This window comes from Streptomyces sp. NPDC005706 (assembly GCF_040631045.1).
Taxonomy (GTDB): Bacteria; Actinomycetota; Actinomycetes; order Streptomycetales; family Streptomycetaceae; genus Streptomyces.
Map to the genome: position 1 here is coordinate 245115 of NZ_JBEXYS010000006.1, position 12736 is coordinate 257850.

At 71.3% G+C, this 12736-nt stretch carries 14 protein-coding genes and 1 pseudogene; 7 read left to right on the forward strand and 8 right to left on the reverse strand.

Translation table 11 applies throughout. The annotated features are described in order from the left end of the window. The first annotated feature begins 17 nt into the window (after positions 1–17). Positions 18–1481 carry a membrane-associated oxidoreductase gene (locus ABZ478_RS14440; protein WP_359548795.1) on the forward strand — a complete coding sequence of 488 codons (1464 nt, stop codon included), beginning with the start codon at positions 18–20 and terminating at the stop codon, positions 1479–1481. Between the two features lie 106 nt (positions 1482–1587). Here ABZ478_RS14440 and ABZ478_RS14445 read toward each other — a convergent pair whose 3' ends face one another. Together ABZ478_RS14445 and ABZ478_RS14450 are read right to left on the reverse strand one after the other, a co-directional pair. After that, the gene (locus tag ABZ478_RS14445; protein WP_359548797.1) at positions 1588–1764 is read right to left on the reverse strand and encodes a hypothetical protein; all 177 of its coding nucleotides are present in this window, start codon (positions 1762–1764) and stop codon (positions 1588–1590) included. Positions 1765–1837: 73 nt separating this feature from the next. Further along, positions 1838–2059 (reverse strand): CarD family transcriptional regulator, encoded by a 222-nt coding sequence (locus ABZ478_RS14450; RefSeq protein ID WP_351666061.1) that lies wholly within the window; start codon positions 2057–2059, stop codon positions 1838–1840. Positions 2060–2366: 307 nt separating this feature from the next. Here ABZ478_RS14450 and ABZ478_RS14455 point away from each other — a divergent pair, with 307 nt between their 5' ends. The 4 genes and pseudogenes from ABZ478_RS14455 to ABZ478_RS14470 all read left to right on the forward strand — a co-directional run bounded on the left by ABZ478_RS14455 (position 2367) and on the right by ABZ478_RS14470 (position 5534). Beyond that, positions 2367–2780, forward strand: a complete 414-nt coding sequence (locus ABZ478_RS14455) for a peptidase (protein ID WP_359548799.1) — start codon at positions 2367–2369, stop codon at positions 2778–2780. A gap of 296 nt (positions 2781–3076) precedes the next feature. After that, a pseudogene (locus ABZ478_RS14460) lies at positions 3077–3801 on the forward strand (response regulator transcription factor). Next, the gene (locus tag ABZ478_RS14465) at positions 3776–4360 is read left to right on the forward strand and encodes a HAMP domain-containing sensor histidine kinase (RefSeq protein WP_359548802.1); all 585 of its coding nucleotides are present in this window, start codon (positions 3776–3778) and stop codon (positions 4358–4360) included. Before ABZ478_RS14460 ends, ABZ478_RS14465 begins: the two are co-directional and overlap by 26 nt. A gap of 376 nt (positions 4361–4736) precedes the next feature. After that, the gene (locus ABZ478_RS14470; RefSeq protein WP_359548803.1) at positions 4737–5534 is read left to right on the forward strand and encodes a hypothetical protein; all 798 of its coding nucleotides are present in this window, start codon (positions 4737–4739) and stop codon (positions 5532–5534) included. An 82-nt stretch (positions 5535–5616) separates the two neighbouring features. Here ABZ478_RS14470 and ABZ478_RS14475 read toward each other — a convergent pair whose 3' ends face one another. Further along, positions 5617–6378, reverse strand: a complete 762-nt coding sequence (locus ABZ478_RS14475) for a phosphoglyceromutase (protein WP_359548806.1) — start codon at positions 6376–6378, stop codon at positions 5617–5619. A 208-nt stretch (positions 6379–6586) separates the two neighbouring features. Here ABZ478_RS14475 and ABZ478_RS14480 point away from each other — a divergent pair, with 208 nt between their 5' ends. Further along, positions 6587–7864: an MFS transporter gene (locus ABZ478_RS14480; RefSeq protein WP_359548808.1), complete on the forward strand. Its 1278-nt coding sequence runs from the start codon at positions 6587–6589 to the stop codon at positions 7862–7864. 99 nt (positions 7865–7963) lie between these two features. Here ABZ478_RS14480 and ABZ478_RS14485 read toward each other — a convergent pair whose 3' ends face one another. Together ABZ478_RS14485 and ABZ478_RS14490 are read right to left on the reverse strand one after the other, a co-directional pair. Then, entirely contained in the window at positions 7964–8194 is a 231-nt protein-coding gene (locus tag ABZ478_RS14485; protein ID WP_359548810.1) for a hypothetical protein, read from the reverse strand. Positions 8195–8553: 359 nt separating this feature from the next. Beyond that, positions 8554–9003 carry a DUF2000 domain-containing protein gene (locus ABZ478_RS14490; protein WP_359548812.1) on the reverse strand — a complete coding sequence of 150 codons (450 nt, stop codon included), beginning with the start codon at positions 9001–9003 and terminating at the stop codon, positions 8554–8556. 49 nt (positions 9004–9052) lie between these two features. Between ABZ478_RS14490 and ABZ478_RS14495 the strand changes: the two genes are divergently transcribed. Continuing rightward, on the forward strand, positions 9053–9856 hold the full coding sequence (locus ABZ478_RS14495) for an AraC family transcriptional regulator (RefSeq protein WP_359548815.1): 804 nt from the start codon (positions 9053–9055) through the stop codon (positions 9854–9856). A gap of 12 nt (positions 9857–9868) precedes the next feature. Here ABZ478_RS14495 and ABZ478_RS14500 read toward each other — a convergent pair whose 3' ends face one another. The 3 genes from ABZ478_RS14500 to mshA form a co-directional block, all read right to left on the reverse strand. After that, complete coding sequence (locus tag ABZ478_RS14500) at positions 9869–10672, reverse strand: hypothetical protein (RefSeq protein ID WP_359548817.1); 804 nt, start codon at positions 10670–10672, stop codon at positions 9869–9871. A gap of 111 nt (positions 10673–10783) precedes the next feature. Further along, entirely contained in the window at positions 10784–11284 is a 501-nt protein-coding gene (locus ABZ478_RS14505) for a YbjN domain-containing protein (RefSeq protein ID WP_359548818.1), read from the reverse strand. Next, positions 11277–12614, reverse strand: coding sequence for a D-inositol-3-phosphate glycosyltransferase (mshA, locus tag ABZ478_RS14510; protein WP_359548820.1), 1338 nt, complete (start codon positions 12612–12614; stop codon positions 11277–11279). Before mshA ends, ABZ478_RS14505 begins: the two co-directional genes overlap by 8 nt. Positions 12615–12736: the final 122 nt, after the last annotated feature.

Here is a 12736-nt window from a genome sequence, read left to right on the forward strand (position 1 = left end):
CGCCAGAGTCCCGGCTGATGGAGACAAACGATCTCTCACCGGTCGAACTGAGGGTGTGGCAGGCCTTCGCCGCGGGTGTGGCGGTGGACCTCCGTACCGCCGAGGACGAGGACACGGCGCAGGGAGCGGACTGGGGCCCCGACCGAACCGTCCGCGCATCCGTACTGCGGGCCCTGCTCCTCAACGGACCCCTGGAGCAAGGGGAGATACCGGCCCTCAGACTGGGCGGCGCGCGCATCACCGGCGTCCTCGACCTGTCGCACGGCGCGATCGAGCATCCGATACGGCTGAGCGACTGCTTCTTCGAGGACGTGCCCCAGCTGTACGCCTCCAGGCTCCGCCACCTCAACCTCAGCGGCTCCGTACTGCCCGGCTTCGCCGCCGCCACCATGCAGGTGGACGGCATCCTGCACCTCACGGGCTGCCGGTTCCTCGGACAGGTCCGGCTCGGCGGGACGCACATCGCCGGGACCGTGTTCCTGGACCGGGCCGAGATCACGGCGCCGGACACCGCGCAGCGCGCGCTCCTGCTCAGCCATGCGACCATCGGCGACGACCTGTGGGCACCCGGACTGCGGACACGCGGAGCGGTGGACCTCAACAGCACCTCGATCGCCGGATCCGCCAGCCTCGACGACGCACGGCTGAGCCACCCCGGCAGCTTCGCCCTCGACGCCCAGACCCTCCTGGTGGACGGCGACCTGCACATGCGGCGCACCCACGTACGAGGCTGGATCGGCCTGCGGGGCGCCCGCATCACCGGCCGGCTCGACCTGTCGTACGCGTCCCTGTCGAACCCCGGCGACGCGGCGCTGCGCGCGAGCAGTTGCACCATCGGGGAACTCTGGCTGCGCAAGAGCCCGCCCATGGAAGGCACGCTGAATCTGCGCCGTGCCCAGATCGAGGTCCTGGTCCTGGAAGTGGAGGCGGTGCCGGAGGAGGTGCTCCTCAACGGCCTCGTCTACACCGACCTCGCCCCGCACGAACCCGCCGAACGCCGCCTGCCCATGCTGGACCGCGACGCGGACGGCTATGTCCCCCAGACCTACGAGCAGTTGACCGCCGCCTACCGCCGTGTCGGCGACGACCACGCCGCCCGACTCGTCCAACTCGCCAAGCAGCGCCGCCTGCGCGGCACGCGGGCCTGGTACGGACGCCTGTGGGGCTACGCCCAGGACGCGACCGTCGGCTACGGCTTCCGTCCACTGCGCGCCTGCGCCTGGCTGGTGTCCCTGCTGGCCGTCGGCTCGGTGGCGTACGCCCTGCACCACCCCCGCGCCCTCAAGACGGCCGAGGCCCCTCACTTCAACCCGGTCTTCTACACCCTCGACCTGCTGCTGCCCGTGATCTCCTTCGGCCAGGAGGACGCCTTCGCGCCGGACGGCTGGTACCAGGCGCTGTCCTACACCCTCATCATCACCGGCTGGATCCTGGCCACGACCGTCATCACCGGCGTGACCAGAAACGTCAGCCGTCAGTGAGCCGGCTCGCCGCGTGCCGCCGGGCCGGGCGATCACCGCGGCACGGAGGCCGGCGCGCGGCCGGATGCCGAACCGCCGGCCGGTATGCGTGGAGCTGTGTGCGGAGCTAAGCCGCCTTGCGCCGCGCCGGACGTACGGCCGGGTCCGGCTCCTGCACGTCCTCGAACAGCAAGGTTTCGTCATCCCCGAAGTCGGGGGCCTGGAAGGGGTTGGTCGCCGGAGGCGGCGATACCGCGGCGGAGCGACTGGGTTGCCCTTCCAGGGCGGAGAACAGCGACGTCATGTCGATCGGAGAACTCTCTCTCGGTGCAGGCCCCTACTGGAACCTGGTTGTGCCGTGACCGGGCACAGCGGTACTACAGCTTGGTCATCTTGGCGTACGGGCTCAAGATCCGCATCTGCGACGAGCCGAAGTCGACGAGCACCGCGACTCCGTCCTCGATGCCGACGACTCGGCCGAGGCCATACATGTCGTGCGTGACCTGATCGCCCACGGCGAAGTACTTGGGGGCCGGTGCGACCGGGGCCTTGAACGGGCTCGTGGGCAGATGGCGCTTCGGCGCAGCAGGCTTGGTCATGGCTCAGTATGCGCCTTCGTTCGACCTGTTTGCTGTGGTCGTCGGCACAGATCCACAAGGAAACGCCCGCTTCACACCGCTGACCTGCGATTTCGATACCTGCCGAGCCAAAACTGGACCGCGGCTTTCCTTCGCCGTCTCCGGCTGACTCCTCACGTCCCACCATTCGAAGCGAAACTTTGGACATTTGCTGGGCTGCCGCTCTCCACTCGTTGGACGGGCTCTCGACATGGGCTTCCTAGGGTCGTTCCCGTCCCCCGGTGGTCCGGTTTCCGGATCATCGATCCCCGGAGTCTGGAGACAGCTCATGCGTGCCTTGCCCCGTCGTGCCCTCCTCGCCGCACCCGCCGCCGCGCTGATGTTCGCCCTCACCGCCTGTGGTGGTGGCTCCGACGACAGCTCCGGCAGTTCGAAGTCGGACACTCAGCAGGCCGCCAAGAGCACGGGAGGTGCCGATGCGGCGGGAGAGGCCGCCGGGGACACCGACGACAAGAAGGAACCGCCGCTGACGGGCGATGTGAAGCAGAAGGCGGAGGCGGCGGCCGTCGCCGCGTACCCGGGCACGGTGCTGAAGTCCGAGGAGGACGCGGAGAAGCCCGGCATGTACGCGGTGGAGGTGAAGAAGGAGGACGGCACCTCGGTCGAGGTGTACCTGGACAAGTCCTTCAAGGTCACCGACACCAAGCAGGAAGGCACCGAGGAGACGGAGAACGACGGCTGAGAGGCGCGGTTCCACCGGCCGGAAGGGAGACAGCAGGTGCCGGACAAGCGGTGACGAGCACGAGGAGCACGGGGAGGAGGAGCGGGGACGCGAGGACGACGACCACGCCGACGACCGACTCCCCACGGCCGGCGATCGTCATCGCCTCGCTCCCGCCGCCCGGCCGGTCCCACATCCCGTGCCGATCGGCCGGGCGGAAACACCCAGGCCCTCACCATCCTGCACGCCTCCCCGGTCCCAGGCGGCTTCTCGTGAACACCTCAACTCCGCTGGCACAGCTGTGCGAGCCTGGCGCCATGCGGCTCCTGCTCATCGAAGACGACGACCGAATCGCCGGCCCGCTCACCGAAGGGCTGGGGCGGTACGGCTTCACCGTGGACCACGTCCGCACCGGTGCCGCCGGACTCGTCGGCACCGAGGATTCACCCGACCTGGTCCTGCTCGACCTCGGTCTGCCCGACATGGACGGCCTGGACGTCTGCCGCAGCCTGCGCGCCCGCTCCGCCGTTCCGATCATCATGATCACCGCGCGGGGAGAGGAAGCCGACCGCGTCGTCGGCCTGGAACTGGGCGCCGACGACTACCTGGCCAAGCCCTTCGGCGTACGGGAGCTGGTGGCCCGCATCCGGGCGGTCACCCGTCGCACCAAGGGCGCGCCGCCCCTCCTCGCGCCGGCCCACCAGGCAGCGCCCGAGGCTCCCGGACCGCAGCTGCTCGGCTCCCTGGAGCTCAACCGCCGCACCCGCCAGGTCCGCCTGGACGGAGCGGCGATCGCGCTCACGCCGCGCGAGTTCGACCTGCTCGCCTACCTCGCCGAGGACCCCGGAACGGTCTGCTCGCGGCAGCAGATCATGGACACGGTGTGGGACCCCCATTTCTTCGGCCCCACCAAGACCCTCGACGCGCACGTCGCCGCGCTGCGCCGCAAGCTCGGCGACCCGGCCTGGATCACCACGCTCGCGGTGTCGGCTTCCGTCTCACCGTCCCCGGCACCGATGGGGAACCCGGGGCGGCCGGATGACCCGGCGTCTGCTGCTCAGCTACCTCGGTCTGGCGATTCTCGTCCTGGCCGGGCTGGAGCTCCCGCTCGGCTGGATCTACGCGCGCGCGGAGGTCTCCCACGCCTCCCAGAGCGTGGAGCGCGACGCCTCGATGCTCGCCGAGGTCACCGAGGAGAACATCGAGGAGGGCAACCTGGACGCCTTGCCCGATGTCGTGGGCGACTACGCCACCCGCACCGGCGGCCGCGTCGTCGTCACCGACCGGCAGGGCGTCGTCCTGGCCGACTCCGACCCGTCCGGCCGAAGATCATCGACCGGGGCCCCGGCATGGCCGAGGCCGATCGGGCCCGCGCCTTCGACCGCTTCTGGCGAGCCGCCGGCTCCCACCACGACGGAACCGGCCTCGGCCTGCCCATCGTCCGCCACCTCGTCCAGGCTTCCGGCGGCGACATCACCCTGCACTCGGCTCCAGGCACCGGCCTGGACGCCGCCGTACGACTGCGCCCGGTGGCGGACGGCCTTTCACGCCACTCGAGCGGCCACCCTCGATCCAGACCAGCCTCGGTGACAGCGCCTTGATCGCGGCCTCGGTCAACTGGAGTGGGTGGACGGTGGCGAAGACGACGGTCTCCGGCGTCACCAGGCCGACGGGGTGACCAGGGCCCGGTGACGGCCCAAGGGCAACGAAAAGCCCCCTCCCGGCGGCGAACCAGGCTGAAACCAGATGGAACGTGAGACGGGCGCGGCGGTCGTCGTCATCACAGCCTCGTACTGGGCCGTACTCGGCTGTTTGGCCGACGAAGCGAGATGCCGTGCCGAGCGTCGCGGGCGTCAGAGGTCTTCGACCTGTGATCATGGAGCGTTCATTGAAAGTGATCGACGAGGAGCTCCAGGTCCCGGGGGCCGGTGTGTCGCCGCCGTGGGGTGCTCGTGGAAACGCGTTGTGGGTGATGCGGTGAACTGGTTGACCTCGCTGCCGGCGGTGGTGCTGGTCGTGGGCGGACTCGTGCTCGCCTTCCTGGTCGCAGCCGTGGCGCGCATCGCCGTCCGGGCGCTCGTACCGGTCGGGGAACGGGACCGGGTGCCGCAGATCGCCACGCCCCTGATGCCGACACTCGGCGCCGCCTTCGCGATCTTCGCGGCACTCTCGCTGGCCAGCGAGGCCGGCTACCTGCGCGCAGCGGACGGGTTGGTGAGCGACGAGGCGGCCGCGGCCTCCCGCCTGGCGTGGGCGGCGACAAGTCCGCGAGTCCAGCCGGAGCCGATCCATGCGGCACTGGTGGACTACTTGCGGACCACGCGTGCCAGGGAATGGCAGGGTGCGGCAGCGGCGTCCGGTAACGACCCGGCCACCGCCCGCGCGATCGCACGGCTGGAGCGAAGCGTGCGCGACGAGGCGGCCCGGCCCGAACTGGGAACCCCGACCGGCACGGAGCTGGTGGCTTCCCTGGACGCTGTCATCAGCAATCGTCGCGCCCGCGTCGCGGCCGCCTCGCGCAGCATTCCCGCGCTCTACGTCGTCACGCTCGCGGTCAGCGGACTGGCCTTGATCGTGAACGCCGGTGCACTGGTCTTCCGCAGCAGCCTGCGGACGTCACTGCTCATCGCGGGTGTTGCGAGCGTGGTCGGGCTGAGCCTGGCGTTGCTCTTCGCACTCACCGCACCCTGGAGTGGACCGCTCATCGTCAGTGGACACTCACTCGACGTCGTCATCAGGGACCTGAACTCCGGCTTCTTCCACGGCGGGTCGTAGGCGGCGGGCGTGAGAGGGCCCAGGCCGTGAAAATGCCCCTGAGCCACGCCGTCCGCGCAGCTCAGGGGCATGATCGCGAAGACTACTTCTTCTTGCCCTGGTTCTTGACCGCCTCGATGGCCGCTGCCGCTGCCTCCGGGTCGAGGTACTTGCCGCCGGGGGTGACCGGGTGGAAGTCGGCGTCGAGCTCGTAGTACAGGGGGATGCCCGTCGGGATGTTGAGGCCCGCGATGTCGGCGTCCGAGATGCCGTCGAGGTGCTTGACCAGGGCGCGCAGGGAGTTGCCGTGGGCGGCCACGAGGACCGTGCGGCCGGTCAGGAGGTCGGGGACGATGCCGTCGTACCAGTACGGGAGCATGCGGAGCACGACGTCCTTGAGGCACTCCGTGCGCGGGCGCAGCTCCGGCGGGATGGTGGCGTAGCGGGCGTCGTTCGCCTGGGAGAACTCTGAGTCGTCCGGGAGCGGGGGCGGCGGGGTGTCGTAGGAGCGGCGCCAGAGCATGAACTGCTCCTCGCCGAACTCGGCCAGCGTCGCCGCCTTGTCCTTGCCCTGCAGGGCGCCGTAGTGGCGCTCGTTCAGGCGCCAGCTGCGGTGGACCGGGATCCAGTGGCGGTCCGCGGCCTCGAGGGCCAGCTGGGCCGTGCGGATCGCGCGCTTCTGGAGGGACGTGTGGACCACGTCGGGGAGGAGGTCGGCGTCCTTCAGGAGCTCGCCACCGCGGACTGCCTCCTTCTCGCCCTTCTCGTTCAGGTTGACGTCCACCCAGCCGGTGAACAGGTTCTTCGCGTTCCACTCGCTCTCGCCGTGGCGGAGGAGGATCAGCTTGTACGGTGCGTCGGCCATGCCTCAGAGCGTAATCCACGTGTTCGGGCCGCCGCCCCGTCCGCTCGGTGGGCGGACGGGCGGCGGACGATGTGCGGACGTGGCGCGGGTGGCCCAGGAGTTTCACGGCGGCCGCCGTTAATCGAGTGGCCGCCGTCCGCCCGGTACAGGTAAGTTGCGCATACCGCGTTAGCCGCTTACATCTCCGTACCCGTGGGGGGTCCCGTCCATGTCTGCCGCGTCCGTCGCGTCCGTCGCCCGTCTCAGACGTGCCGCCCGGGAGACCGTCTCCGGACTGCCCCGCGAGTTCTGGTGGCTGTGGACGAGCACCCTGGTCAACCGGCTCGGCGCGTTCGTCGCCACGTTCATGGCGCTGTACCTCACGCTCGACCGGGGCTACTCGGCCTCGTACGCCGGTCTCGTCGCCTCGTTGCACGGGCTCGGCGGGGTCGTCTCCTCGCTCGGGGGCGGGGTGATGGCCGACCGGCTCGGCAGGCGGCCCACGCTGCTGATCGCCCAGACCGCCACCGCCGTGTCCGTCGCGGTGCTCGGGTTCATGCAGGACCCGGTCACCATCGCCGGCGTCGCCTTCCTGGTCGGCATGGCCTCCAACGCCTCGCGGCCCGCCGTGCAGGCGATGATGGCCGACATCGTCCGGCCGGAGGACCGGGTGCGGGCGTTCTCGCTGAACTACTGGGCGATCAACCTCGGCTTCGCCGTCTCCTCCATGGCGGCCGGGTTCATCGCCGAGTTCAGCTATCTCGCCGGGTTCCTGATCGAGGCCGGGATGACCCTGGCGTGCGCGGTGGTCGTCTTCCTCAAGCTGCCCGAGTCACGGCCCGTGGCCACGGCCAAGCGGGCCGAGGGTGACGTCGGCCTGGGCACGGTGCTGCGCGACGGGCGGTACATGGCCGTCGTCGGGCTGTCCTTCCTCGTCGCCCTCGTCTTCCAGCAGGGGTCCGTCGGACTGCCGGTGGCCATGGGCCGGGCCGGGTTCACGGCCGCCGACTACGGCTTCGCGGTCGCCGTCAACGGCGTCCTCATCGTCGCGCTGCAGATCCCCGTCACCCGCTTCATCGAGCACCGCGACCCGCGCACGCTCCTCGTCGTCTCCTCGCTGCTCGCCGGGTACGGCTTCGGGCTCACCGCCTTCGCCGGGTCGGTCGGTGTCTTCGCGCTCACCGTGTGCGTGTGGACGCTCGCCGAGATCGTCAACGCCCCGACCCAGACCGGTCTGGTGGTACGGCTGTCGCCGGTGCACGGCCGCGGGCGGTACCAGGGGGTGTACACCCTGTCGTGGTCCCTGGCCGCGCTGGTGGCGCCGCTCATGTCCGGCGCGGTCATCGACCGGTTCGGCGCGCAGTGGCTGTGGGCCATGTGCGCCGGCGTGGGGACCCTGGCCGGCATCGGGTACGGGGTGCTCATGCGGCGGACGCCCGCCGAACGCCGGCCGGCCGGGGCCGCCCCGGCGGACGCGGACGCCGAGGCCGAGCTCAGCGCGGCCTGAGCGGCGGACGGGACGAAAGGGGCGAGCCCCCTGCGCGCGGTGCCCCGCGGGCAGGGGGCTCGTCGCCGTGGACGCCGGAGGGGGCCGGCGCACGGGCGATCAGAAGGAGGCGTAGACGCCGACCCGGTTGAACTGGGCGGCGGCGCCCTGGAGCTGGCCGACGGCGCCCTGGACCGTGTCCGTGACGGTGCCGAGCTGGGCCAGCAGGTCCGTGCTGTTGAGCGCGGCGGGACCGGCGACGATGCCGGCCTGCGGGTTGAGGCCGCCGGAGACGCCGTCCAGCTCGGCGTCGGAGATCTCGGCGGTCTGGACCTGGGGAGCGGAGGTCATGGCGAAACTGCCCTTCGTTGGAGGTTCCACAAGGGGGGAGCGGCCCCGCTGGGGACAGACGGCTGGCCGCGACCGCGGGCGTGGGGCATCCGTTTCCGGACGCCCTGGCTTGAACCCGGCGGCGCGATGGATCAAATCACGGAGCGTGTCCGGCATCCAGTCGACCGGCCTGCGCCACAGGGCAGTTGAGTGCACCGGCTCCTCATCCGTGCACACCTGGTCATCGGTTGAGGGCAGCTTCTCCACATGCGGTCCGGGGCACAGGGGCCGTAGCCCTTGCCAGGGCGGAGCCGATCTGGACAACTCCGCACCAACCGCGTTCGCGCGGGCGGACTTGCGCATGCGCTGTGCAGATTCGGTCACCGATGCATCCGGGCACCCTTCAGCACCTTGTCGACCCCGTTCCGCGGGCCGTACACGGCGAGCCCGACCAGGTCCAGGCCGGCGGTCCCCACCGCCCGCACCGCCGCGCGGTTGTCGCGGTCGTTGCCGGTGGCGAACAGGTCTGAGGTGAACACCGACCGGGGCAGGGCGCGGGACAGGGCCCGGGCGTGGGCCGCCGTGAGCGTCTCCTTGGTGCCCTCGAAGACCAGCACCGGCTGGCGGAACATCGGCAGGTAGGACACGCCGTCGGCGTCCTCGTACGGCTCCCCGATCACCTCGGGGACCTGGCTGCCCAGTCCGCTGACCAGGAACGCCGTCACGTTCAGGCGCTGCCAGGGCGCCAGGTCCTCGCGGAGCAGTACGGCGATCTTGGTGTCGAAGCGGACGGGGGCGGCGGCCGGATCGGCGTGCGGTTCGGTGTTCATGGAGTGAGACTGCCGACCGCGGCGCGCCCCGGTCTTGTACGTTTTTTGCGTGGCCGCCGACCAGTCCGACGTCTCCGCCTGGCGCCCGCGCGTCCCGGGTGTCGTGGAGGTCTTCCACGCCCACTTCACCGAGTACGCGTACCCGATGCACGTCCACGACGCCTGGACGCTGCTGATCGTCGACGACGGCGCCGTGCGGTACGACCTCGACCGGCACGAGCACGGCACCCCGCACGACACCGTCTCGCTGCTGCCGCCGCACGTGCCGCACAACGGCTCCCCGGCCACCCCGCACGGTTTCCGCAAGCGGGTGCTGTACCTCGACGGCAGCCACCTCGGCGACGAGCTGATCGGCCCGGCCGTGGACGGCCCCGATCTGCGGGACCCCGTACTGCGGCTGCGGGTCGGGCAGTTGCACTCCGTCCTGGGCCGGCCCGGCGACGAGCTGGAGGCGGAGAGCCGGCTGGCGCTGGTCGGCGAGCGGCTGCGGGAGCATCTGCGGCGCCGGGACGCCGGCGCCCGCCGTCCCGGCCGCGGCCCGGGTCTCGCCCGGTCGCTGCGCGAGCTGCTCGACGAGCACGTCGCCGAGGGGCTGGTGCTCGCCGAGGCGGCGCGGCTGCTGCACGCCCATCCGGCCCACCTGGTGCGGTCGTTCAGCGCCGCCTACGGCATCCCGCCGCACCAGTACCTGACGTCACGCCGGGTCGGCCGGGCCCGGCGGCTGCTGCTGGACGGGCTGCCGCCGGGTGAGGTGGCGGTCGCGACCGGATTCTGCGACCAGGCCCATCTCACCCGGCACTTCAAGAAGCTGGTGGGCGTGCCGCCGGGGCGTTACCGGCTCAGTGCCCGGTGAGGGCGCGTCGGGTCACCTGACGTCGACGTAGTCGCCGGCGGCCGTGGCACCGCCGGTCGTGGACGTCTCGCTGCAGGTCCAGCGCCAGTAGCCGTCCGTGGCCGCGGTGACCGCGGTCTTCAGGTAGCCCGCGGAGTCGGCCTGCACGATCTTGACGGTGGAATAGGTGCTGGTGCCCGCCTTGCGGAACTGCAGCTTGGCCGACTTGCCGCCGAAGCCGGTGTAGGAGTGCTTCACCCAGTCCGCGCGGGTGAGCCGGCCGGTCACGGTGAGCTTGCCGCCCTTGGCGACGGGCTCGGGCGAGGCGTTGACGGTGGCCTTCCCGGCGCGCTTGACCTGCACGGAGCTGAAGCCGGTCAGGTACTCCTCGCCCTTGAACTTCTCGTTCGAGTCCCACAGGCGCACCCAGACGGCCGTCTTCCAGGTCGTCGCGTCGTTGTTGGAGTCGAGCCGCGAGCGGGGATCGATGTACAGCTCGCCCGTACAGTCGGCAGCGCGCGGGCCGGCCGCGTCACAGCTCGTGAAGCCCGTGTAGATGCCGCCGGAATCGACGCCCTTGGCGGCCGTGGTGTCGTGGTACACGTACGGGAACGGGGTCACGTCGTCGGCACCGACGCCGGACGGCAGGGACATGTGGAAGGTGAAACCGGGCCGCACCTCCGCGGTGGTGCCCACGACGATGGGCTTGCCCTTGTTCACCACCAGGTTCGACACCGTGACGCCGGTGTCCGCCGCCGCCGCGGACGGTGCGGCGTACGCCCCCAGGGCGAGCGCTCCCGCGAGCGCGAACGCGGAGCCGGATCTGCCTGCGCGCATGCACAACCTCTTGCTGGTGAAAGACCGGTAAGGGTCCGGTAAGGACCCGGGTCGCCGCAGGTTAACAGCACGCGCGCGGAAGCCGGTTGGAGCCCCCGGGCTCCGGTCCCGTCAGTCGGCCGGGCGCTCGATCAGGCGGCTGAACGCGTCCAGGTTCCGGGTCGACTCGCCGCGTGACACCCGCCAGGCGTACTCCTTGCGGATCGCGGAGGCGAAGCCCAGTTCCAGCAGGGTGTTGAAGGCGCCGTCGGCGGCCTCCAGGACCTGGCCGAGGAGGCGGTCGGTCTCCTCGGGCGTGACGGCGGCCAGCGGCAGACGGGCGGTGACGTAGATGTCGCCGAGCCGGTCCACGGCGTAACTCACGCCGAACAGCTTGAGGTTGCGCTCCAGCAGCCAGCGGTGGACGCCCGCCTCGTTCTCGTCGGGCTGCCGGATGACGAAGGCGTTGAGGGAGAGGGTGTGGCGGCCGACGATGAGGCTGACCGTGGTGGAGAGCTTCCGGGTGCCGGGGAGCTTGACGACGTACGTCCCGGACTCGGGGCTCTCCCACTCCAGCTCCGCGTCCTTCAGGACGTCCTCGACGACCCGCGTGGCCTTCTCGACATCACCCATGCTGGGAGCGTACGCGACGGCGGTGGGACTGGGTCGCGGCCGTGTAGACGTCGGCGGTGGCGGCGGCCGCGGTGTCCCAGCCGAAGCCGAGCGCGTGCCGGGCGGCGGCCGCGCCCATGCTGTCCGTCAGCGAGGGGTGGTCGGCGAAGCGGGCCAGTACGCGCGCGTACTCGGCCGGACGGTGGCCCTGCACGAGGAAGCCGGTGGCGCCGTCGCGCACGGCCACCGGCAGACCGCCGACCGAGGCGGCGAGCACCGGGGTCCCGGCCGCCTGCGCCTCTATGGCGACCAGCCCGAAGGACTCGCTGTAGGAGGGCATGACCAGGACGGAGGCCGCCCGGAACCAGTCCGCGAGCTGCTCCTGGCCGACCGGCGGGCGGAACTGCACGACATCGGCGATACCGAGGCGCGCGGCGAGCTTCTGCAGGCCCTCGGGCCTGGCGAGCCCGCTGCCACTGGGGCCGCCGACGACCGGTACGACGATCCGGGAGCGCAGCTCTGGGCGCTCGTCCAGCAGGGCGGCGACCGCCCGGAGCAGCACGTCCGGTGCCTTCAGGGGCTGTATGCGGCCGGCGAAGAGGGGGATCAGGGCGTCCTGCGGGAGGCCGAGGCGGGCGCGGGCGGCGGCGCGGCCGTCGGCGGGGCGGAAACGGTCCAGGTTCACGCCGGGGTGGACGACGGCGACCTTGGCGGGGTCGGCCGCGTAGTGCCGGACCAGTTCGCCGGCCTCCTCGTCGGTGTTGGCGATGAGGCGGTCGGCGGCGGCGACGATCTGGGTCTCGCCGATGACGCGGGCGGCGGGCTCGGGGGTGTCGCCGTCGGCCAGGTTGGCGTTCTTGACCTTGGCCATGGTGTGCATGGCGTGCACCAGCGGCACGCCCCAGCGCTGGGCGGCGAGCCAGCCGACGTGGCCGGAGAGCCAGTAGTGGGAGTGGACGAGGTCGTAGTGGCCCGGGCGGTGGCCGGCCCATGCCTGCATCACGCCGTGCGTGAAGGCGCAGAGCTGGGCGGGCAGGTCCTCCTTGGCGAGGCCCTCGTAGGGACCGGCGTCGATGTGCCGGACGAGGACGCCGGGGGCGAGGTCGACGCGGGGCGGGAGGCCGCCCTCGGTGGCCCGGGTGAAGATCTCGACCTCTATGTTGATCGCGGCCAGCCGCTGGGCCAGCTCGACGATGTAGACGTTCATGCCGCCGGCGTCACCGGTTCCGGGCTGGTGCAGCGGCGAGGTGTGCACGGAGAGCATGGCGACGCGGCGGGGCCTGCGGTGCAGCCTGAGCCGCGCGGGCGCCGTCGGGGAGCGACGCCCGAGCCTGCTGACGTACTGGCTCACGTGGCGTTCCTCCTCGGTGCGGGCATGCCTGCCGGAGGACCGACCGCGCCCTCCAGGGGGTGCAACAGCCGACGAGTGCCCCGCCATTTCCCGATCAGACGCCTTTACCGAATCATGACCTA